Origin of the sequence: Terrabacter lapilli, from assembly GCF_039531305.1 — a bacterium.
GTDB classification, from domain to species: Bacteria; Actinomycetota; Actinomycetes; order Actinomycetales; family Dermatophilaceae; genus Terrabacter; species Terrabacter lapilli.
Map to the genome: position 1 here is coordinate 1 of NZ_BAAAPU010000006.1, position 20,819 is coordinate 20,819.

The 20,819-nt window shown below is 71.8% G+C and carries 18 protein-coding genes; 9 read left to right on the forward strand and 9 right to left on the reverse strand.

Annotated elements, in window-relative coordinates; all coding sequences use genetic code 11:
* The first annotated feature begins 181 nt into the window (after window positions 1-181).
* From lplAB to ABD241_RS07405, 4 genes are all read left to right on the forward strand, one after another.
* Entirely contained in the window at window positions 182-1,231 is a 1,050-nt protein-coding gene (lplAB, locus tag ABD241_RS07390) for a lipoate-protein ligase LplAB (RefSeq protein WP_344060031.1), read from the forward strand.
* Window positions 1,232-1,302: 71 nt separating this feature from the next.
* Window positions 1,303-3,417, forward strand: coding sequence for an excinuclease ABC subunit UvrB (gene uvrB, locus ABD241_RS07395; protein WP_344060033.1), 2,115 nt, complete (start codon window positions 1,303-1,305; stop codon window positions 3,415-3,417).
* A 32-nt stretch (window positions 3,418-3,449) separates the two neighbouring features.
* The gene (locus ABD241_RS07400; RefSeq protein ID WP_344060035.1) at window positions 3,450-3,797 is read left to right on the forward strand and encodes an MmcQ/YjbR family DNA-binding protein; all 348 of its coding nucleotides are present in this window, start codon (window positions 3,450-3,452) and stop codon (window positions 3,795-3,797) included.
* A gap of 175 nt (window positions 3,798-3,972) precedes the next feature.
* Complete coding sequence (locus ABD241_RS07405; protein ID WP_344060037.1) at window positions 3,973-4,995, forward strand: TerC family protein; 1,023 nt, start codon at window positions 3,973-3,975, stop codon at window positions 4,993-4,995.
* 61 nt (window positions 4,996-5,056) lie between these two features.
* Here the strand turns inward: ABD241_RS07405 and ABD241_RS07410 are convergent, their stop codons facing one another.
* The 6 genes from ABD241_RS07410 to ABD241_RS07435 all read right to left on the reverse strand — a co-directional run bounded on the left by ABD241_RS07410 (window position 5,057) and on the right by ABD241_RS07435 (window position 10,000).
* Window positions 5,057-5,311, reverse strand: a complete 255-nt coding sequence (locus ABD241_RS07410; RefSeq protein WP_344060039.1) for a hypothetical protein — start codon at window positions 5,309-5,311, stop codon at window positions 5,057-5,059.
* 220 nt (window positions 5,312-5,531) lie between these two features.
* Complete coding sequence (locus ABD241_RS07415; RefSeq protein ID WP_344060041.1) at window positions 5,532-6,188, reverse strand: maleylpyruvate isomerase N-terminal domain-containing protein; 657 nt, start codon at window positions 6,186-6,188, stop codon at window positions 5,532-5,534.
* A 27-nt stretch (window positions 6,189-6,215) separates the two neighbouring features.
* Window positions 6,216-6,764 (reverse strand): DUF1990 domain-containing protein, encoded by a 549-nt coding sequence (locus tag ABD241_RS07420; protein ID WP_344060043.1) that lies wholly within the window; start codon window positions 6,762-6,764, stop codon window positions 6,216-6,218.
* A 135-nt stretch (window positions 6,765-6,899) separates the two neighbouring features.
* Complete coding sequence (locus tag ABD241_RS07425) at window positions 6,900-8,273, reverse strand: MFS transporter (protein WP_344060045.1); 1,374 nt, start codon at window positions 8,271-8,273, stop codon at window positions 6,900-6,902.
* 66 nt (window positions 8,274-8,339) lie between these two features.
* Window positions 8,340-9,215, reverse strand: a complete 876-nt coding sequence (locus ABD241_RS07430) for an EamA family transporter (RefSeq protein ID WP_344060047.1) — start codon at window positions 9,213-9,215, stop codon at window positions 8,340-8,342.
* Window positions 9,212-10,000: a C40 family peptidase gene (locus ABD241_RS07435; protein ID WP_344060049.1), complete on the reverse strand. Its 789-nt coding sequence runs from the start codon at window positions 9,998-10,000 to the stop codon at window positions 9,212-9,214. Before ABD241_RS07435 ends, ABD241_RS07430 begins: the two co-directional genes overlap by 4 nt.
* A gap of 167 nt (window positions 10,001-10,167) precedes the next feature.
* On the opposite strand from ABD241_RS07435, the gene ABD241_RS07440 reads away from it, so the two are divergent.
* The 3 genes from ABD241_RS07440 to ABD241_RS07450 all read left to right on the forward strand — a co-directional run bounded on the left by ABD241_RS07440 (window position 10,168) and on the right by ABD241_RS07450 (window position 13,719).
* Complete coding sequence (locus ABD241_RS07440; RefSeq protein WP_344060051.1) at window positions 10,168-10,485, forward strand: hypothetical protein; 318 nt, start codon at window positions 10,168-10,170, stop codon at window positions 10,483-10,485.
* 146 nt (window positions 10,486-10,631) lie between these two features.
* Window positions 10,632-12,290 (forward strand): NAD(P)/FAD-dependent oxidoreductase, encoded by a 1,659-nt coding sequence (locus tag ABD241_RS07445; protein ID WP_344060053.1) that lies wholly within the window; start codon window positions 10,632-10,634, stop codon window positions 12,288-12,290.
* Window positions 12,291-12,315: 25 nt separating this feature from the next.
* Window positions 12,316-13,719, forward strand: a complete 1,404-nt coding sequence (locus ABD241_RS07450; protein WP_344060055.1) for a sensor histidine kinase — start codon at window positions 12,316-12,318, stop codon at window positions 13,717-13,719.
* 59 nt (window positions 13,720-13,778) lie between these two features.
* Here the strand turns inward: ABD241_RS07450 and ABD241_RS07455 are convergent, their stop codons facing one another.
* From ABD241_RS07455 to ABD241_RS07465, 3 genes are read right to left on the reverse strand one after another with little or no spacing between them, the layout of a single operon-like run.
* On the reverse strand, window positions 13,779-14,486 hold the full coding sequence (locus ABD241_RS07455; RefSeq protein ID WP_344060057.1) for an MBL fold metallo-hydrolase: 708 nt from the start codon (window positions 14,484-14,486) through the stop codon (window positions 13,779-13,781).
* Between the two features lies 1 nt (window position 14,487).
* The gene (locus ABD241_RS07460; RefSeq protein ID WP_344060059.1) at window positions 14,488-15,189 is read right to left on the reverse strand and encodes a maleylpyruvate isomerase family mycothiol-dependent enzyme; all 702 of its coding nucleotides are present in this window, start codon (window positions 15,187-15,189) and stop codon (window positions 14,488-14,490) included.
* Window positions 15,176-17,023: a glycoside hydrolase family 15 protein gene (locus ABD241_RS07465; RefSeq protein WP_344060061.1), complete on the reverse strand. Its 1,848-nt coding sequence runs from the start codon at window positions 17,021-17,023 to the stop codon at window positions 15,176-15,178. Before ABD241_RS07465 ends, ABD241_RS07460 begins: the two co-directional genes overlap by 14 nt.
* A 151-nt stretch (window positions 17,024-17,174) precedes the next feature.
* On the opposite strand from ABD241_RS07465, the gene uvrA reads away from it, so the two are divergent.
* Entirely contained in the window at window positions 17,175-20,276 is a 3,102-nt protein-coding gene (uvrA, locus tag ABD241_RS07470; protein ID WP_344060201.1) for an excinuclease ABC subunit UvrA, read from the forward strand.
* Complete coding sequence (locus tag ABD241_RS07475; protein WP_344060063.1) at window positions 20,273-20,743, forward strand: Rieske (2Fe-2S) protein; 471 nt, start codon at window positions 20,273-20,275, stop codon at window positions 20,741-20,743. The genes uvrA and ABD241_RS07475 overlap by 4 nt, the downstream gene beginning before the upstream one ends.
* The last annotated feature ends 76 nt before the right edge of the window (window positions 20,744-20,819 follow it).

A 20,819-nucleotide genomic window follows, 5' to 3' on the forward strand; every position in this document is an offset into this window, starting at 1 on the left:
ACATCCCATTCGGAGGTTCTCGTTCGTTCAACCAGGCACGCCGCTACCAACGTGGTGGCCGGGTACAGCTAGGAGCCGGCCTCGGAGACCGGCAGGAGGCCTCGGGAGGAGGCGCACGGCCTACGTCCGCGGTGGCTGGCGAGCCCGGCATACGCGGGCGGTCTGCGGTGTTGTGCGTGACATGCGTGGTGAGTACAAGGTCCCCGGTGGCAAGCTCGTGGCGGTCGACCTCGAGGAGGTGGACGGCCGGCTGGCGAGCGTCAGCGTGTCGGGCGACTTCTTCCTCGAGCCGGACGAGGCGCTCGGCGACATCAACGCCGCCCTCACCGGCATGCCGGTCGACGCGGGCGTCGAGCAGCTCGCCGGCGCCGTGACCGGGGCGCTCGGCGACGACGTGGCCCTCATCGGCTTCAGCGCCGAGTCGATCGGGATCGCGATCCGGCGTGCCCTCGGCAAGGCGACCGGGTGGGACGACCACGACTTCGAGGTCATCCCGGCCACGGTGCTCGACCCGGCGCTGCACGTGGCCCTCGACGAGGTCATCGCCAAGGCCGTCGCCTCGGGTCAGCGGCCGCCGACGCTGCGCTTCTGGGACTGGGACAGCCCGCTCGTCGTCATCGGCTCCTTCCAGTCGGTCCGCAACGAGATCGACCCGGAGGGGGCGAGCCGCCACGGCATCGACGTGGTGCGCCGCGTCTCCGGCGGTGGCGCCATGTTCATGGAGCCCGGCAACACCATCACCTACTCACTCGTCGTGCCGACCTCCCTGGTCGAGGGCCTGAGCTTCGAGAGGTCCTACTCGTTCCTCGACGAGTGGGTCATCGAGGCGCTCGCGGAGATCGGCGTCAACGCCCACTTCGTGCCCTTCAACGACATCGCCAGCGACCGCGGCAAGATCGGCGGCGCGGCACAGAAGCGCTTCGCCTCCGGGGCGGTGCTGCACCACGTGACGATGGCCTACGACATCGATGCCGACAAGATGCTCGAGGTGCTGCGCATCGGTCGGGAGAAGATGAGCGACAAGGGGACGACGTCGGCCAACAAGCGTGTCGACCCGATGCGGTCGCAGACGGGCATGACCCGCGACGCGATCCTGGAGTCCTTCGCGCAGTCCTTCGCCCGGCGCTACCGCGCGACGGTCTCGGACTACACGGCCGAGGAGCTCGACGCGGCGAAGGTGCTCGTCGCGGAGAAGTTCGCCACCCCCGAGTGGACGCACCGGGTGCCGTGAGCGGCGGCGGGACGGGCGGTCGGGTGGGCGGCCGGATGGGCACTGTCGGTGCCGGGACGTACGGTTGATCCATGCGTCCGACGACCGACCTCCAGCGCACGGTGGCACCCTTCGAGGTGATCTCCGAGTACACGCCGAGCGGCGACCAGCCGGCGGCGATCGCCGAGCTCGCGCGGCGGGTCAAGGCGGGCGACACCGACACCGTCCTGCTGGGCGCCACCGGCACCGGCAAGTCCGCCACGACCGCCTGGCTCATCGAGCAGGTCCAGCGGCCCACGCTCGTCATGGCGCCCAACAAGACGCTGGCCGCGCAGCTGGCCAACGAGTTCCGTGAGCTGCTGCCCAACAACGCCGTCGAGTACTTCGTCAGCTACTACGACTACTACCAGCCCGAGGCGTACATCCCGCAGACCGACACCTACATCGAGAAGGACAGCTCGGTCAACGACGAGGTCGAGCGGCTGCGGCACTCGGCGACCAACTCGCTGCTGACCCGCCGCGACGTCATCGTCGTCGCGTCGGTGTCGTGCATCTACGGCCTCGGCACCCCGCAGGAGTACGTCGACCGCATGGCCCGCCTCAAGGTCGGCCAGGAGATCGAGCGCGACACGCTGCTGCGCCGCTTCGTCGAGATGCAGTACACCCGCAACGACCTGGCCTTCACCCGTGGCACCTTCCGCGTCCGTGGCGACACCGTGGAGATCATCCCCGTCTACGAGGAGCTCGCCATCCGCATCGAGTTCTTCGGCGACGAGATCGAGCGCATCTACACCCTGCACCCGATCACCGGCGAGGTCGTCAACGAGGAGCAGGAGATGTACGTCTTCCCGGCCTCCCACTACGTCGCCGGGCCGGAGCGCATGGAGCGCGCGATCCGCGGCATCGAGCTCGAGCTCGAGGACCAGCTCGCGCTCTTCGAGAAGCAGGGCAAGCTGCTCGAGGCACAGCGCCTGCGCATGCGCACCACCTACGACATCGAGATGATGCGCCAGGTCGGCTTCTGCAACGGCATCGAGAACTACAGCCGCCACATCGACGGGCGCACCGCCGGTTCGGCACCCAACTGCCTGCTCGACTACTTCCCCGAGGACTTCCTCCTCGTCCTCGACGAGTCGCACCAGACGGTGCCGCAGATCGGCGCGATGTACGAAGGCGACATGTCGCGCAAGCGGATGCTCGTCGAGCACGGGTTCCGCCTGCCGAGCGCGATGGACAACCGTCCGCTGAAGTGGGAGGAGTTCCTCGAGCGGATCGGGCAGACGATCTATCTCTCCGCCACGCCGGGGGAGTACGAGCTGGCCAAGTCCGGCCCGCCCGTCGAGCAGATCATCCGTCCCACCGGCCTCGTCGACCCCGAGGTCGTCCTCAAGCCGACGAAGGGCCAGATCGACGACCTCATGCACGAGATCCAGGAGCGGACGAAGCGCAACGAGCGCGTCCTGGTCACGACGCTGACGAAGAAGATGGCCGAGGACCTCACCGACTACCTGCTCGACAAGGGCATCCGGGTCCGCTACCTCCACAGCGACATCGACACCCTGCGCCGGGTCGAGCTGCTGCGCGAGCTGCGCACGGGCGTGTTCGACGTCCTCGTCGGCATCAACCTGCTGCGCGAGGGCCTCGACCTGCCCGAGGTCTCGCTCGTCTCGATCCTCGACGCCGACAAGGAGGGCTTCCTGCGCTCGGCACGCTCGCTGATCCAGACGATCGGTCGAGCCGCCCGAAACGTCTCGGGCCAGGTGCACATGTACGCCGACAAGATGACGCCGTCCATGGAGCAGGCGCTCGAGGAGACCAACCGGCGCCGAGAGAAGCAGATCGCCTACAACCTCGAGCACGGCATCGACCCCATGCCGCTGCGCAAGAAGATCGCCGACATCACCGACCTGCTCGAGCGCGAGGACGCTGACACCCAGGAGCTGCTCGGCTCCGGGCGCATGCAGACCCGCGGCAGGAGCGGCGCCGGTCGTGGCGCAATGGCGGCCGACGTCGGGGTCTCCGCCGGTGGCACCTCCAACCGTCCGGCCGACATGGCGGCTGCCGACCTGGCGGCCCTCATCCAGGAGCTCACGACGCAGATGCACCAGGCGGCCGCCGACCTGCACTTCGAGCTGGCGGCGCGCCTGCGCGACGAGATCGGCGAGCTCAAGAAGGAGCTGCGCCAGATGAGCGCGGCGACCAGGTGAGGGGCTGAACGGTGACGGGCCGGGGAGGGTCGGTGGCGGCGCGGTTGCGAGCGGCTGCCCTGGACCTCCCGGGGGCGTGGGAGGACTCACCCTGGGACGGTGACACGGTCGCCAAGGTCGGCGACAAGATCTTCGTGTTCCTCGGCGCCGAGTCCATCGGGGTCAAATGCGCGCGCAGCCGCACCGAGGCCGACGAGTGGCTGGCCCGCTTCCCGCAGGACGCCGCCGTCATGCCCTACATCGGTCGGCACGGCTGGAACACGCTGCGCACGACGGGGGCGATCGAGGAGGACGAGCTGCGCGAGGCGCTCGAGACGTCCTACGAGATCGTCGTCTCCGGCCTTCCGCGGAGCCGACGCCCACCGGCTGGGCCGATTTGAGCGCAGCGTGCCAGGGTGAAAGACTCAGGCGTTCACGGAGGGGAGTATCCCCGACACGACGGGCTCGTCATCACGGAGCAGGTCTCACCGCCGCTCCCGGTCCCGTCGGTCCGACGGTCCTCGTCGGGCGGGAGAGACCTCCGGTTACTGATCTGGTGACCGGAAGGTTGTGCCCATGAACGTTCCCGCGTGGGGTTGGTTCCTCACCATCGGCCTCATGGCCGTGTTCCTGCTCGTCGACGTCCTCGTGATCTCACGGCGACCCCACGTGCCCTCGATGGCCGAGGCCGGCCGCTACCTCGCGTTCTACGTGACGGCCGCCGTCCTCTTCGGGCTGTTCGTGTGGTTCGAGTGGGGCGGGCAGTACGCCGGCGAGTTCTACGCCGGGTGGCTGACCGAGTACTCCCTGTCGGTCGACAACCTCTTCGTCTTCCTGCTCATCATGGCCAGCTTCAAGGTGCCCCAGAAGCTGCAGCAGTCGGCGCTCATGGTCGGCATCGTCATCGCGATCGTCCTGCGCGGCATCTTCATCGCCTTGGGCGCCGTGGTGATCAACGCGTACTCGTGGGTGTTCTACCTCTTCGGCGCGTTCCTCGTCTACACGGCCGTCAAGTTGGCGACGGAGGGGGAGAGCGACGACGACGAGTACCACGAGAACCGTCTGCTGCTCTGGATCGAGAAGCGCTTCCCCGCGACGAAGGAGTGGAACGGAACCCGGCTCACGGTCATCGAGGGCGGCAAGCGGCTCATCACGCCGATGCTCATCGTCATCATCGCGCTCGGCACGACCGACCTGCTCTTCGCCCTCGACTCGATCCCGGCGATCTATGGCCTCACCCACGAGCCGTTCCTCGTCCTCACCGCCAACATCTTCGCCCTCATGGGCCTGCGGCAGCTCTACTTCCTGATCGGCGGGCTGCTCAAGAAGCTGGTCTACCTCAGCATCGGGCTCGCCGTCCTGCTCGCGTTCATCGGCGTCAAGCTCGTCATGCACGCCCTGCACGAGAACAACCTGCCGTTCGTCAACGGCGGGCAGCCCATCGAGGGCGTGCCCGACATCCCGATCTCGGTGTCGCTCGGCGCCATCGTGGTGATCCTGGGCATCACCACGATCGCCAGCCTGCTCAAGTCGCGCCGCGACGCACGACTGGAGCGGACCGTGGTCGGGAGCTCGCAGGGCGGCCACGAGTCACCGTGAACGCCCGCACGACCAGGCGCTGACGGCGGCCGCGCGTGCGCGCGGCCGGAGCCCGACCGGTCTAGTGGCTGAGGACTGAGGTGCGCAGCGTGGCGCGGCGGCGACGCAGGCTCGCGATCACCAGGCGCTGGCGACGCAGCAGAAGTCGTCGCTCGGGGTTGGTGACGAGTCGTCCACCGAACGGCACCAGCAGCGGAAGATGGCGTAGCCGGTCCTCGATCGCGCTCAGGGCGCCGATGAGCTCTCGGATGCTCATCGAGGCCAGCTGCTGAGCCGTGTCCTCGCTGGGCGCGACCAGGTTCGGTGCATGCGACATGCGTACTCCAATGTGCCTTGACTGTCACAGCCGGCGCACCCCTGCACGGGAGCGATCGTCCACGTCAACCATCCCGTCGGGGCGGTGTCTGAGCGGGGGCGCGGGCTCGTGTCTGCGACGCTACGGCGCAAGGACGTCGCCGGGACAGGGACCTAGGTCCCGAACCGGGCGCCTGATCTCGGGATTTGGTCTGACACGAGCGTTGCGTCGGGTTCCGGTCTCACAGCGAGACGGGGAACTGCGGTGGGAGCCCGCAGGCGGGCGGGCAGGGCTCGCGGCCGATGCCGACGAGGACCGCCGTGCGGTCGTCGAGGCCGGCAGGCAGCCGAGCTTCCGCGACCGCCTCCAAGGTCAGGCGTGACCACTCCAGCCCGCTGGAGCCCTGCTCCCCGAGGTCGAGGTCGAGCTGGTGCACGGCCAGCTCGACCACCCAGGTGGCCAGGAAGTCACCGCTGCGCAAGTGCTTTCCCTGGAACTGGACGGTCCGCTCCGGCATGGCCCGGACGGCACGGACGGCGGCCTCGGCCGCGTCCTGCAGGTGGGCGACGGCGGCCGCCGGACGGCTGTAGGCGCCGGCCGTACGGCGCAGCCACAGGATGTGGGGCACCGGGTCGTCGTCCCGGTCGTCAGGGTGGTCCGCCCAGTAGGAGGCAGCGTCGTGGTCGGGCTGCTCGCCGGTGTGGGCCAGCGTCCCGAGCGCCATCTCCTGCAGCCCCGTCCGCACGTGCACGACGACGTCGAGCCGGCTCCACCCGTGGCATCTCGAGGGGCCGAGCAGCTCGAGGTCGTCCGACGACCTCGCCGCATCGACGAACTCACCGACCTGTCGGCAGAGGAGCCGGACGGCCGGCTCGTGCGCGAACGACAGCTGCTCCACACACCGGACCCTACGCGCGGACCGGCCTCAGAGCCGGTCCAGGGCGCGGAGGTAGCGCCGGGTCATCCCGTCCTGCACGACCCGGCTCACCGGACCCCCGAGGCGGGCCAGCAGCGTCGCGTGCCTCGAGAAGGCGCTGATGGTGAAGACGATGCTGCCGTCCGGCTCCCGGTCGAGGACGAACCGCTCCTCACCGGACTCGGGGTGTCCCGGAAGGGTGCCGTAGGCGAAGCCGGTCCGGTCCGGTTCGTCGATGACGTCGACGACGCGGCAGGGGATGCGGACCCCCAGCGGACCCACGCCGAGGTGCAGCTCCACGACCGTGTCGAAGTGTCCGGCCGTGCCGGAGGCGTGGACCCGGAGGCCGGCGCGGTCGTGCACCCGCCAGCCGAGCAGGTCGCGAGCCGCACCGCCGAAGTCGCGCCGGCGCAGGCGGACGCTCTCCTCGAAGTGCCGGTAGCCTGCCGGCGGCGGAGTGCCGTCCCTCGCTGAGCCCTCCATCGCGCCGCGCGGATACGTCAGCGGTGCGGCACGCAGGACCGCGCTCTGCTCCGGGCTCAGCGACCTGACCGTCATGTCCCCATCGTGACGCACCGGACTCCACGAGCCTGATCGCAGATCCCGCGCCGTCTCGTGCCACGCCGTCCCGTCCCGCCGCAACCGTCCCGCCGCGACCATCCCGCCACAACCGTTCCGCTGCGACCGTCCTGCCTAGCGGACGCGGTGGGCCACGAGCCAGCCGACGAGGCCGGGGACGGCCATGACGGCGAAGACGACGGCATACGCGGTGGGTGCCGCGGAGCCCGCGGCCGCGAAGAGGATCGCGGACACGGCGATCGCCGTCGCGGCGCCGGCTGAGTCACCGATCTGCAGCGCCGAGCTGACGAAACCCTGCTCGGTCTCGCCGGCGCGGGCCAGGGCCTGGGCGGTCACCCGCGGGTAGAGCGTGCCGATGCCGAGGCCCACGAGCGGGAAGAGCGCGATGACGACCCACGTCGGGGCGCCCGCTGCCACTGCGCCGGCGAGGCCGGCCAGGCTCAGGGTGATCGCGCCGAGCGACACGGCCGCCGTGCGCCCGACCTCGAAGCGGTGGTCCCACCGGCCCTGCACCCATGAGCCGACGAACCACGTGACGCCGGTGATGGTCAGGGCCACACCGGCGAGCGCCGGGCTCAGCCCGTCGCGGTCGGTCAGCAGGCGAGGCAGGTAGACCTCGGCCCCGCTGAAGGCGGCGAAGGCGAGGGCACGCAGGGCGACGTCCGTCGGCAGCCCCCGGGCGGCGCGCAGCGTTCCCCGTGGCGTCAACGGCAGCAGCGTGAGGGCGACGACGACGAGCGCGAGGACGGCCACGGCGATGCCCACCGGGTCCAGCCGGTCGGCGGCGGCGTTGAGCCCGAGCACGGCCGCGGCGAGGCCGACCGAGGCGGCGATGGAGCGGGTGCGCCACGGCACGTCGACCAGGTCCTGCCGCAGGCCGGCGACGATGCGCCCCAGCAGGATCGCCGCGACGACGAGCACCACGAGGGCCAGCCCGAAGACCCACCGCCAGCCGAGGGTCTGGGTGATGAGGCCCGCCACGAAGGGCCCGGCGATCGACGGCACGACCCAGGCCGCCGAGAACCCGGCGAGGATCGCGGTGTGCAGCCGCTGCGGGTAGACGCGCGTCACCAGCACGTAGAGAGCCGTGCTCGTCATCCCGGCGCCGAGCCCCTGGACGACGCGGGCGAGGACGAGCAGGCCCATCGACGGCGCGAGACCGGCGACGACCAGGCCGGCGGCGAAGAGGCACAGCCCGAGGAGAAGGGGTGGACGCGGGCCGCGCCGGTCGGCGAGGTTGCCCGACCAGACGATGCTCACCGTTCCCGACGCGAGGGTCGCCGTGAACGCCATGGCGTAGAGCGACTCGCCGTGGAGCTCGCGGGCGATGGTCGGCATCACGGTCGTCAGGGCGAGGGCCTCGAACGCGTGGAGCGACACGAGGGCGATGACGCCGATGGTCGTCGCGCGCAGGGCCGGTGAGAGGACACCGCCGCCCTCGTCGGGCACGGCCCCCGGGGCATCAGGTCGCACGGTGCTCGAAGCCATGCGCCGAACCTAGGACCTCGAGCGCACCTGAGGTCAAGCGGGGCCGATCCGCCGCCCGGTGCCCCCTCACCCCGGCCCCACTGCGGCCTCCGGCGTCTCCGGCCTCGTCTGCGCGCCCAGCACGATGGCGCTGGCCAGGACCACGAGCCCCATCCCCGCCACCTGGCCGGCGGCGAGCACCTGACCCAGGACGATGAGCCCGGCGAGGGCGGCGACGACGGGCTCGAGGCTGAGCAGGATGCCGAAGACCCGCTGCGCCAGGTGGCGCAGCGCCATCAGCTCCAGGGAGTACGGCAGGACCGAGGAGAGCACGGCGATGCCCAGGCCGAGCGCGACGTCGTGGGCGGTCCACCGGTCGACGGAGCCGAGCCCCAGGGGAGCGACGACGACGGTGGCGACGACGAGGGCGAGGGCCAGCCCGTCCAGCCCACTGAAGGCCCTGCCGGTGCGCTGGCTCAGCACGATGTACGCCGCCCACATCACTCCCGCCAGGGCCGCGAACCCGACCCCGACGAGGTCGAGCTGCGCCCATGAGGTGTGCAGCACCCCGGAGACCAGGACGACGCCCACCCCTGCTGCGGCCACGGCGACCATGTCCCGGGGACGCCGGCTCCAGGCCGCGGCCAGCCCCAGCGGTCCGAGGAACTCGATGGTCACGGCGACCCCGATGGGCAGGTGCGCGAGGGAGGCGTAGAACGAGGTGTTCATCGCGGCGAGGGCGAGGCCGAAGAGCGCGACCGTGCCCCAGTCCTCACGCCGGTGTCCGCGAAGCGACGGCCTGGCGACGACGCAGAGGATGACCATCGCGAAGAGCAGTCGGAGCAGGACCGATCCCGGCGCCCCGATGCGCGGGACCAGCGTGGCGGCCAGGGCCCCGCCGAACTGGACGGAGACCACTCCGCCCAGGACGAGCAGGGGTGCGGTGCGCTGGTCGACGCTCACGGCAGCGGCAGGCGCCCGGCCGCGACCAGCGTGGCCACGCGGTCGGCGGGAAGGTCCTCCTCGACGAGGACACCGCCGGTCTCGGAGGCGTGGACCATCCGTCCCGGCCGCACGACGATGCCGACGTGGTGGATCCGTCGCCCGGGGCGGGCGAAGAAGTAGAGGTCACCGGGCTGCACGGCGTCGAGGTCGACGGGCGCTGCCAGCTCCGCCTGGGCGTACGCGTCACGGGCGACGACGACCCCCAGCCGGCGCCAGGCGTGCAGCACGAGGCCCGAGCAGTCGAAGCCGAGCGGCGTGGTGCCCGACCACAGGTAGGGCAGGCCGATGTGCCGACGCGCCTCCGCCACGGCCGGGTGGGTGGCATCCTCGTCGGTGCTCGCGGCAGCCTCCAGCCGGGCCGGGGGCTGGCCGGCCGGTGTGCCCTCGGGGGCCGGGGTCAGGTGCGCTGCAGGGACCCAACCGGGATAGCCGCGCTCGTCCTTGGGGGAGAGCTGCCACGGGGCCAGGACGTGCGCCCAGTCGCCCGACGCATCCGTGCCGACGACGACGACCGGCTCGCCCTCCAGCAGCTGCGTCTCCACGCGCCCGTGCAGACCAAGGCGCCCGTCACCCGACTCGTCGTCGGTCGAGCAGGCGTCGAGGGCGGCGAGCCAGGCGGTCGCGTCCGGGACCTCCCGCACGATCGGCTCGTCGACGGGGCGAGCGCTCTCGGGCCCGGACCAGACGGTGGTGACGGGCACGCGTACGAGATGGGACGGGCGAACGGCGACGGGCGAGCTCACGCCGGACATCCTCGCACTCGGTGGCTCGGTGACCGCGCCGGGTGGGTGACCGGGCGCGGGCCGCGACCGCGCCGGGGCCGGCGGCGCGCCTGTCTGTTCTCTCACGAAGGCGCAACATGTGCCGCGGCCTCTGGTGGGCAGGCGGCGGGAGCCGTACCGTCAGAGGTATGGAAGAGCGAATCACCCTCGAGGGATTCGATCCCCCGAAGAACCGCCGTCACGGCCCGGACGGCGATCTCGTGGACGTCAAGGGCTGGCTGCGTGCGCCCGTCGACTGGACCGGCGGTCCCGATCTGGAGCGCGCCTGGCGCGATCGCCACGGCCGGTCCCGGCTCGGGGTGGGCCTGTGCGTCGCCCACAACCCCCGACGCCACATCCTGCTGACCAACGTCCCCGACGACCTCGACTTCCTCCGGTCCGAGCTCGAGTCGCTCATCGCCGAGCTGGAGACGGGCCCGAGCGCCGACCTGGAAGAGGCCCAGTAGCGCCCGCTCCTCCGTCTGCCGCCCTGGGCTGGGTGCCGGGCACCGCCGCCGGCGAGTGTCCGTGACGGAGCCTTTGCGCGCCGGCCGACCTGTGCGATCCGGGGATCTCACCGCGGACCCACCCGCTGCGCTCCTACGCTGGGGCCGTGGCCCGACCGGCGATCATCACCGTGGACGACGACGCTCCCGTCTCGGCCGCGATCGCGAGGGACCTGCGAGCCCGCTACGGCGCGGAGCACCGGATCCTGCGTGCCTCCTCGGGGGCCGAGTCCCTCGAGCTGATGGCCCGGCTCCTGCTGCGTGGCCAGCCGCTCGCGCTCGTCGCGGCCGACCAGCGGATGCCGGGCATGACGGGGACCGAGCTCCTGGCGCGGGTGCGCGCCGACGTGCCGGACGCCAAGCTGCTGCTGCTCACGGCCTACGCCGACACCGAGGTCGCGATCTCCGCGATCAACGACATCGGGCTCGACCACTACCTGCTCAAGCCGTGGGACCCGCCTGAGGAGCGGCTCTACCCCGTCGTCGACGACCTGCTCTCCGACTGGCACAACGCCCACCCCGAGCAGACGAACGACGTGCGGGTCGTCGGACACCGGTGGTCCGAGGCCAGCCACCTCGTCAAGACGTTCCTCGCGAACAACCACGTGCCCTACGTCTGGCTCGACATCGAGCGCGACGAGGAGGGCGCTCGCCTGCGCGACCTCGCCGGTGCCGACGCGGCAGACCTGCCTCTCGTGCTCGTCCCCGACGGCGAGACCCTGCGCGCGCCCACCACGGTCGCCGTCGCGTCCGCCCTCGGCCTGCGCACGCGGGCCGAACGCGACCTCTACGACGTCTGCATCGTCGGGGGCGGACCCGCCGGACTCGCGGCCGCCGTGTACGCCGCCTCGGAAGGCCTGAGCACGGTCGTCGTCGAGCACGACGCCCCAGGCGGTCAGGCGGGACAGAGCGCGGCGATCGAGAACTACCTCGGCTTCCCGCGCGGTCTGTCCGGGGCGGACCTCGCGCAGCGGGCCATCGCGCAGGCCCGCCGCTTCGGGGCCGAGATGGTCCTCGCACGTGACGTCGTGGCACTCGAGGCCCGTGGCCCCGTCCGTGCCGTACGCCTGGACGGCGCGGACGACATCGAGGCGAGGAGCGTGGTGCTGGCGACAGGCGTCTCCTACCGGCGGCTGGCGGCGCCGGGCCTCGACGAGCTGTCGGGCCGCGGCGTGCACTACGGCTCCAACGCGGGCCAGGCCGCAGCCTGCGCCGGCGACGACGTCTACGTCGTCGGCGCGGCCAACTCGGCGGGCCAGGCGGTGCTGAACCTCGCGCGGTTCGCCGGCCACGTGACGCTGGTCGTGCGCGGCGAGTCGCTGGCCACGAGCATGTCGCAGTACCTCGTCGAGCGGATCCGGGCCGATGCGCGCATCCGGGTGCTCTGCAGCACCGAGGTCGTGGGTGCTCGGGGCGACGGCCACCTGGAGCACCTGACGCTGGTCGACCGCCACACCGGCGCCACGACCGAGGTGAAGGCGGACTGGCTGTTCGTCTACATCGGCGCCTCACCGCGTACCGACTGGCTCGGGGCCGACGTGGTGCGCGACGAGCACGGCTTCGTCGTGACCGGTCACGACCTGCTCGGCGGACGACGGGGCAAGGACTGGCCGCTGCCGCGGCCGCCCTTCGCGCTGGAGACCAGCCTGCCCGGCGTCTTCGCCGCCGGCGACGTGCGTTCGGACTCGATGAAGCGGGTCGCGTCGGCGGTCGGGGAGGGCTCGATGTCGGTCTACTTCGTCCACCGCTACCTCGCCACGATCTGAGCGACCTCACAGACGGGAACGCGTGATGCTGGAGCTGCCGGACCTCCGCGCGGTGCCGCTCTTCGACGGGCTGCGCGACGACCAGCTGCAGGAGCTGCTCGACGGGGGAGACGAGGTGTCGATCGTGCCGGGCGAGGTGCTCTGGCTCGAGGGCGACCGCGCCGACCACTGGTGGGTCGTCGTCGACGGGTCGCTCGAGCTGTCCCGGCGCATCGGACGCGAGGACGTCCGCGTCGGGCGGATGGACGTGCCCGGTCGCTGGGCAGGCGGGTTCCGGGCCTGGGACGAGCACGGCGTCTACCTGGCCACGGCGCGCGGTGTCGCGGCCGGCCGTGTGTTGCGCCTGCCGGCCGAGCGGCTCCACGAGCTGGCCGACCGGTGGTTCCCGTTCGCCGCGCACCTCGTCGCGGGTCTCTACGGCACCGCCCGGTCCATCGAGGCGACGGCTCGCCAGCGCAGCGGGCTCGTGACGCTCGGTACCCTCGCGGCCGGCCTCGCCCACGAGATCAACAACCCGGCCGGCGCGGCCGCGCGTTCCGCGGACGAGCTCGAGCGGGCCTGCGAGGGCCTCCTCGAGACCTTGCGGCAGATGGCGTCGAGCGGGCTGAGCGCGGCGCAGTTCGCCGACCTCGACGCGCTGCGTCGCGAGCTCGGCCCCCCGACAGCCCTCCCGGACCCGCTGGAGACGGCCGACCGCGAGGAGGAGCTCGGTGACTGGCTCGACCGGGCCGGTGTCGAGCGCCCGTGGGAGCTCGCCGCCTCGCTGGTCTCGGCGGGGGTCGACGTCGAGTGGCTGCGGAAGGTGTCCGTGGCGACGCCCGGTGAGGCGCTCTCACCCTCGCTCGGCTGGGTCGCGCGCACCGTCGACGTGTCGTCGCTCCTCGCCGAGGTGCGCGAGTCGACGCGCCGCGTCTTCGAGCTCGTCGCCGGGATCAAGTCGTACTCGCAGATGGACCGGGCCTCGCACCAGCGGGTGGACCTGCGCGAGGGGCTCGAGAGCACGCTGCTCGTCATGGGTCCGCGGTTGCGCCCCGGCGTCACGGTGGTGCGCGAGTGGGGCAGCGACGTGCCGCTCGTGGACGGGATGCCGGGCGAGCTCAACCAGGTGTGGACCAACCTCGTCGACAACGCCGTGGACGCGATGGACGGCGTGGGGACCCTGACCGTCACCACCCGTGCGGACGGGGACGCCGCCGTCGTCGAGATCCGTGACACCGGTGCCGGCATGAGCGCCGAGGTGCAGCAGCGTGCCTTCGAGGCGTTCTTCACGACCAAGGGTGTCGGGCACGGCACCGGTCTGGGCCTCGACATCGCCCAGCGCATCGTCGTCGACCGGCACGGCGGCTCCATCGAGGTCGAGTGCCGGCCCGGCGACACGCGCTTCCGGGTGCGTCTGCCGGTCGACGGGTCCGACGCGATGGCGCCCTGACGTCGCCGAAGAGCGTCGGACCGCCCCGGAGGACGTATGCCGTCAGCCCGGGTCGGCGGTCACCAGCCCCGGGCGCGCCACTCGGGCAGGTGCGGCCGCTCGGCGCCGAGCGTCGAGTCGTCGCCGTGGCCGGGGTAGAACCACGTGTCGTCGTCGTAGACGTCGAAGACCCGCGTCGTCACGTCCTCGATGAGGGACTCGAAGCTCTGGCCGGGGTTCTTCGTGTTGCCCACCCCGCCGGGGAAGAGGCTGTCGCCCGTGAAGAGGTGCGTGCGGCCGCCGGGGTCGGGGTAGGCGAGCGCGATCGAGCCGGGCGTGTGCCCGCGCAGGTGGACGACGTCGAGGGTGACGTCGCCGACCGTCACCGTGTCGCCCTGGCCGACCCGCACGTCGACCGGGACGGGGAGGGCGTCCGCGTCGTCCGTCCCTGCCACCGTGCGGGCCCCGGTCGCAGCGACGAGCTCGGCGAGCGCCCCGACGTGGTCGTGGTGCGAGTGGGTCGTCACGACCGTGGCCAGCCCGTCGCCGCCGTCGGCGACGAGCGCCAGCAAGCGGTCGGGCTCGGCCGCGGCGTCGACGAGGAGCTGCTCGCCGGTGGCGCGACAGGTCAGCAGGTAGGCGTTGTTGCCGAAGCCGCCCACCTCCAGCTTGCGGATGGTGACCGCTGCGAGCTCGCGGACCGCTGCCGGCCCGCCCCTGGTGACGTGGCCGGTGTAGCCGTCGCCGGTCTGCTCGTGGCCGTGCGGGGCGTCAGGGGTGTCGGTCATGTCAGCCTCCGAAGGGCAGGGTGGGGACGGGACCGTCGAAGACGACGCCGTCGGTCGTGCCGCGGGCGAGCCACAGCAGCACGTCGGCGCCGGACCCGGTGACGAGGGTGGCGCCGTCGCCCACCGTGTGCTCGTCGCCCTCGACGGTGCGGATGCGCAGCGACGGCGGCGCGTCGGCGTGCGCCAGGCGGTTGACGCCGTCGCGCAGGAAGAGCGACACCACCTCCGACGGCGCGCTGGCGAAGGTGTAGCCGGCGTCGAGGTCGACGTGGTGGAAGACGACCTCGCGCAACCGCATGAACGGGACCAGCCCGACCGCGACCGGGAAGCCGCCGGGCGTGCGCTCCACACGCACGTCGGAGTGCTCGGGCCCCAGCTGCGCGAGCCGGTCGGCAAGACGCTGGGCCGACTCCCGCAGGTCGGCCACGTGCTCCTCGAGCGGGCGGTCGGCATCCCGTTCGATGTCGGCGTCGCGTGACGCCACGTCGTCGTACATCGTGCCGGGCACGCCCGTCAGGGCCACGTCGCAGACCCGCGCCAAGGCGTCGGCGTTGCGGGCGACGTGAGCGAGCACGTGCCCACGTGTCCAGCCCTCGCACAGCGAGGGAGCCGCAGCGTCGGGGTCGCGCAGGCCGAGCGCGGTCGCGACGAGCCGGTCGGTCTCGGCCGCCACGAGTGCCGGTGTGACGTCAGCGTGTCGCATCCGTGTCTCCTTCGTCCGCCTCTTCGTCCGCCTCGTCGTTCGCCTCGGCGATGGCCAGTGCGGCGCCGATGAGTGCCAGGTGCGAGAACGCCTGCGGGAAGTTGCCCACCATGCGTCCCGCGACGGGGTCGTACTCCTCGGACAGCAGCCCCACGTCGTTGGCCAGCCCGAGCAGCCGGTCCATCAGAGCCGTGGCCTCGGTCGTCATACCCGCCTTGGCGTAGGCCGTCACGAGCCAGAACGAGCACGCGACGAAGGGGTGCTCGTCGCCGGCGAGGCCGTCGACCCCGGAGTCGGTCCGGTAGCGCAGGACGAGACCGTGCCGCAGCAGGTCGGACTCGACGGCGGCGATGGTGCCGAGCATGCGCGGGTCGTCGCCCTCGACGAAGCCGATCGCCGACAGGGTCAGCAGGGACGCGTCGACCTCGGCGGTGTCGTAGTGCTGGACGAAGGTGTTCCGCTCGGCGTCGAAGCCCTTGGTCAGGACCTCGTCGCGCACCCGGTCGCGCAGCTCACGCCACGTCTCGACCGGCCCGTCGAGGCCGTGCTCCTCCACCGCGCGGACGGCGCGGTCGAAGGCCGCCCACACCATCGCGCGCGAGTGCGTGAAGTGCCGTTGCGGCCCGCGGACCTCCCACAGGCCGTGGTCCGGCTCCTGCCAGTGCTCGGCGAGGTGGTTGACGAGCGCGCGCTGCAGGTGCCACGAGTCGAGGTTCTCCTCGAGGCCGCGGGACCGAGCGTGGTGCAGCGCGATCATCACCTCGCCGAGCACGTCGGTCTGCCGCTGCCCCACGGCGGCGTTCCCGACCCGCACGGGGAGCGACCCGGCATACCCGGGCAGGTGGTCAAGGACTCGCTCGGGGAGGTCACGTCCGCCGTCGACGCGGTACATCACCTGCAGGTCCTCGGGGTCGCCGGCCACCGCCCGCAGCAGCCAGTCGCGCCAGAGCGCGGTCTCCTCGACGTAGCCGCAGCCGAGCAGCGCCTCCAGCGTCAGGGCGGCGTCGCGCAGCCAGCAGAAGCGGTAGTCCCAGTTGCGCTCGCCGCCGAAGTCCTCGGGCAGCGAGGTGGTCGGCGCGGCGACGATCCCGCCGGTGTCACCGTGGGTGAGGCCGCGCAGGACGAGCAGGGACCGGGTCACGGCCTCGGCGTACGGACCACGGTAGTGGCTGTGCGCGGCGTACTGCTCGCTGCGCGCGACGGTCTCCCGGATGCGGGCCCGCACCTGCAGGGGTGGCGGGATGTCGTCGTGGCTGCGGAACCACGTGGTGGAGAAGGTGAAGGTCTGTCCCGCCGCGACGTCGAACTCGTCGACGTGGTGCCCGTCCTGGGCGTGGGGGAGCCGCGCGCCCCGCAGGACGAGCATGTCGGGCCCGGCGATGGCCGTGATGATCTCGTCGGTGCGGTCCTCGCGGTCGTCGGTGTGCCGGGCGACCCAGGGGCGGGTGCGGCCGTAGTTGAAGCGGACCGTCCACTCGTGCAGCATCCGCACGCTCCCCTCGAGCCCCTCGATGCGGCGGAGCAGGTCGGAGCGGCCGTCGCCGAGCGGCATGACGTCGGTGACGCGGACGCGGCCGGTCGGCGTCTCGTGGACCGTCTCGAGCGCGAAGGAGCTGCCGATGTAGCGCCGGGTCGTGACGGCGGCGGGATCGGCCGGCGTGAGGAGCCAGCGGCCGTGCTGCGGGGTGCCGAGCAGGGCCGCGAAGCACGCGCGGGAGTCGAAGCGCGGCAGGCACAGCCAGTCGACGGAGCCCTGCCGGCTGACGAGGGCCGCCGTCCCGAGGTCGCCCAGCACGGCATACTCCTCGATCGGCGGGTGCACGTGCTCGCTCATGCGCAGAGTATGCCGTCCCGGGACCTTCCCGGCGTAAGCCCCACCCCGCACGGGCGGCACCAGTCCAGCGTGCACGAGGGCCGTCGACGAGGCCTCGACGAGGCGGTCGACGAGGCCGTCGATGAGGGCACTGTCGGTGGGCCGACCTAGCATGTTCCGCGTGACTGCTATGCCGACCGGCAACGCCCATTCCCTCGTCGTCCGCGGCGCGCGCGAGCACAACCTGCGCGACGTCTCCGTCGACCTCCCACGCGACAGCCTCATCGTCTTCACGGGGCTCTCGGGATCGGGCAAGTCGAGCCTGGCGTTCGACACGATCTTCGCGGAGGGCCAGCGACGCTACGTCGAGTCGCTGTCGGCGTACGCCCGCCAGTTCCTCGGGCAGATGGACAAGCCCGACGTCGACTTCATCGAGGGTCTCTCGCCCGCGGTGTCCATCGACCAGAAGTCGACCAACCGCAACCCGCGGTCGACCGTCGGCACCATCACCGAGGTCTACGACTACCTCCGACTGCTCTTCGCCCGGGCCGGACGGCCGCACTGCCCGGTGTGCGGCGAGCCGGTCACCCGGCAGTCGCCCCAGCAGATCGTCGACCAGCTGCTCACCCTCGAGGACCGCACGCGCTTCCAGGTGCTGGCCCCGGTCGTCCAGGGCCGCAAGGGCGAGTTCGTCGACCTCTTCGCCGAGCTGCAGACCAAGGGCTTCTCGCGGGCCCGGGTCGACGGCGAGGTCGTCAGCCTGGCCGAGCCGCCGGCCCTCGAGAAGCAGCGCAAGCACACCATCGAGGTCGTCGTCGACCGCCTCGTGGCCAAGGGCGACGACACCGGTTCCAAGCGCCGCCTCACCGACTCCGTCGAGACCGCGCTCGGCCTGGCCGGCGGCATCGTCATCATCGACTTCGTCGACCGCGACGCCAAGGCCAAGGACCGGGAGCGTCGCTTCTCCGAGAAGATGGCCTGCCCCAACAACCACCCGCTCGGCATGGACGAGATCCAGCCGCGGTCCTTCTCCTTCAACTCGCCCTTCGGCGCCTGCCCCGAGTGCACCGGCATCGGCACCGAGCTCGAGGTCGACCCCGAGCTCGTCGTGCCCGACGACGACCTGTCGCTCGCCGAGGGCGCCATCGCGCCGTGGGCGCAGGGGTCCGGCTCGGCCGAGTACTTCCAGCGGGTCATGGGCGCCCTGGCCGAGGACATGAAGTTCTCCATGGACGTGCCCTGGCGGGCGCTGCCGGCGCGCGCCAAGGAGGCGCTGCTGCACGGCCAGAACTACAAGGTGCACGTCAAGTACAAGAACCGCTACGGCCGCGACCGCTCCTACACGACCGGCTTCGAGGGCGTCGTGCCGTTCATCAAGCGCCGGCACTCCGAGACCGAGTCCGAGTGGAGCCGCGACCGCTACGAGGGCTTCATGCGCGAGGTCCCGTGCCCGGTCTGCAAGGGCGCCCGGCTCAAGCCGGAGTCCCTCGCCGTGCTGCTCGGTGGCAAGAACATCTCCGAGGTCTGTGGCCTGGCGATCCGCGACGCGGCCGGCTTCCTCGACACCGTCGACTTCACGGCGCGCGAGAAGCAGATCGCCGAGCGCGTCATCAAGGAGATCGACGCCCGGCTGGGCTTCCTGCTCGACGTCGGCCTCGACTACCTCTCGCTCGACCGCCCCGCCGGCACCCTCTCGGGCGGCGAGGCCCAGCGCATCAGGCTCGCGACCCAGATCGGCTCGGGTCTCGTCGGCGTCCTCTACGTCCTCGACGAGCCGTCCATCGGGCTGCACCAGCGCGACAACCACCGCCTCATCGAGACGCTCACGCGCCTGCGCGACCTCGGCAACACGCTCATCGTCGTCGAGCACGACGAGGACACCATCGCCACGGCCGACTGGGTCGTCGACATCGGCCCCGGGGCCGGTGAGCACGGTGGGCACGTCGTGCACTCCGGTCCGGTCAAGGGCCTGCTCGAGCACCCCGACTCGCTGACCGGCATGTACCTCTCCGGCCGCAGGGAGATCCCGACGCCGGAGGTGCGCCGGGGACACGACGGCCGCGAGATCACGGTGTCCGGCGCCCGCGAGAACAACCTCCAGAACGTCACGGTGAGCTTCCCGCTCGGCAACCTCGTGGCGGTCACCGGGGTCTCGGGGTCCGGCAAGTCGACGCTCGTCAACGACATCCTCTACAACGTCCTCGCCAACAAGCTCAACGGCGCGCGCCACGTGCCCGGGCGGCACAAGACCGTCACGGGCCTCGACCAGCTCGACAAGGTCGTCCACGTCGACCAGAGCCCGATCGGGCGCACGCCCCGGTCGAACCCCGCGACCTACACCGGCGTCTTCGACAACATGCGCAAGCTCTTCGCCGAGACGACCGAGGCCAAGATCCGCGGCTACCAGCCGGGCCGGTTCTCGTTCAACGTCAAGGGCGGGCGCTGCGACGCGTGCTCCGGCGACGGCACGATCAAGATCGAGATGAACTTCCTGCCCGACGTCTACGTCCCCTGCGAGGTGTGCCACGGCGCGCGCTACAACCGCGAGACCCTCGAGGTCCACTTCAAGGGCAAGACGATCGCCGACGTCCTCGACATGCCCATCGAGGAGGCGGCGACCTTCTTCGAGGCGGTGCCCGCGATCGCCCGACACCTGAAGACCCTCAACGACGTCGGGCTCGGCTACGTCCGGCTGGGGCAGCCGGCACCGACGCTGTCCGGCGGCGAGGCCCAGCGCGTCAAGCTCGCGAGCGAGCTGCAGAAGCGGTCCACCGGCCGCACCATCTACGTCCTCGACGAGCCGACCACCGGACTGCACTTCGAGGACATCCGCAAGCTCCTCGACGTGCTCCAGGGCCTCGTCGACAAGGGCAACACCGTGATCGTCATCGAGCACAACCTCGACGTCATCAAGAACGCCGACTGGATCATCGACATGGGACCCGAGGGCGGCTCGGGCGGCGGGACGGTCATCGCCCAGGGCACTCCGGAGGACGTCGCGGAGGTCGAGGCCAGCCACACCGGTCGCTTCCTCAAGCCGATCCTCGAGCGCACCGCCCGCACGACCACCCGCGCGACGGCCAGGGGCCGCGCCAAGAAGGCCGGTGCGGGTGCCTCACAGCGGAGTGACGGCGCGGGCACAGGCGGCGCACGCACAGTGAAGTCAACGACGAAGCGGACCCGCGGGTCGGCCACCACCGCGGCCGCCACCAAGTCGCCGACCAGCACCACCGTCAGCACCAAGCGGACCACGACCCGGAAGGCCAAGGCATGACCGAGCGCCCGAACGCCGCAGACCCGTCCGACGAGCCGGCTGTGCCGGCGGGCTTCACCGACCGCCGCGGCATCCTGAAAGTGGCCGGCGTCGTGGTCGGAGCCGGGGCCCTCGCCGCCTGCAGCAGCCCGACGGTGCCCTCCGGCACCACGGGCGGTGGCTCGGGCTCCTCCGGGGGTGCAGCGGGCGGCATACCCACGTCCGAGATCCCGGTCGGCGGTGGCAAGGTGTTCGCCGACACCAAGACCGTCGTCACGCAGCCCAAGGCCGGCACGTTCAAGGCGTTCGATGCCGTGTGCCCGCACCAGGGCTGCACCGTGGGTTCCGTCGAGGGCGGCCAGATCGTCTGCCCGTGCCACGGGAGCCACTTCGACGACAGCACCGGCGCCGTCGTGGCAGGGCCCGCCCCGACGGGCCTGACGCCCAAGACCGTCAAGGTCTCCGGCAGCACCCTCACCGTGAGCTGACGCGCAGCCGAGGCCGTATGCCGTGCGGCCGGGTCGGGCGCGCTCGTCGCCGCCCGGTCGGGCGCCGTTCAGCGCC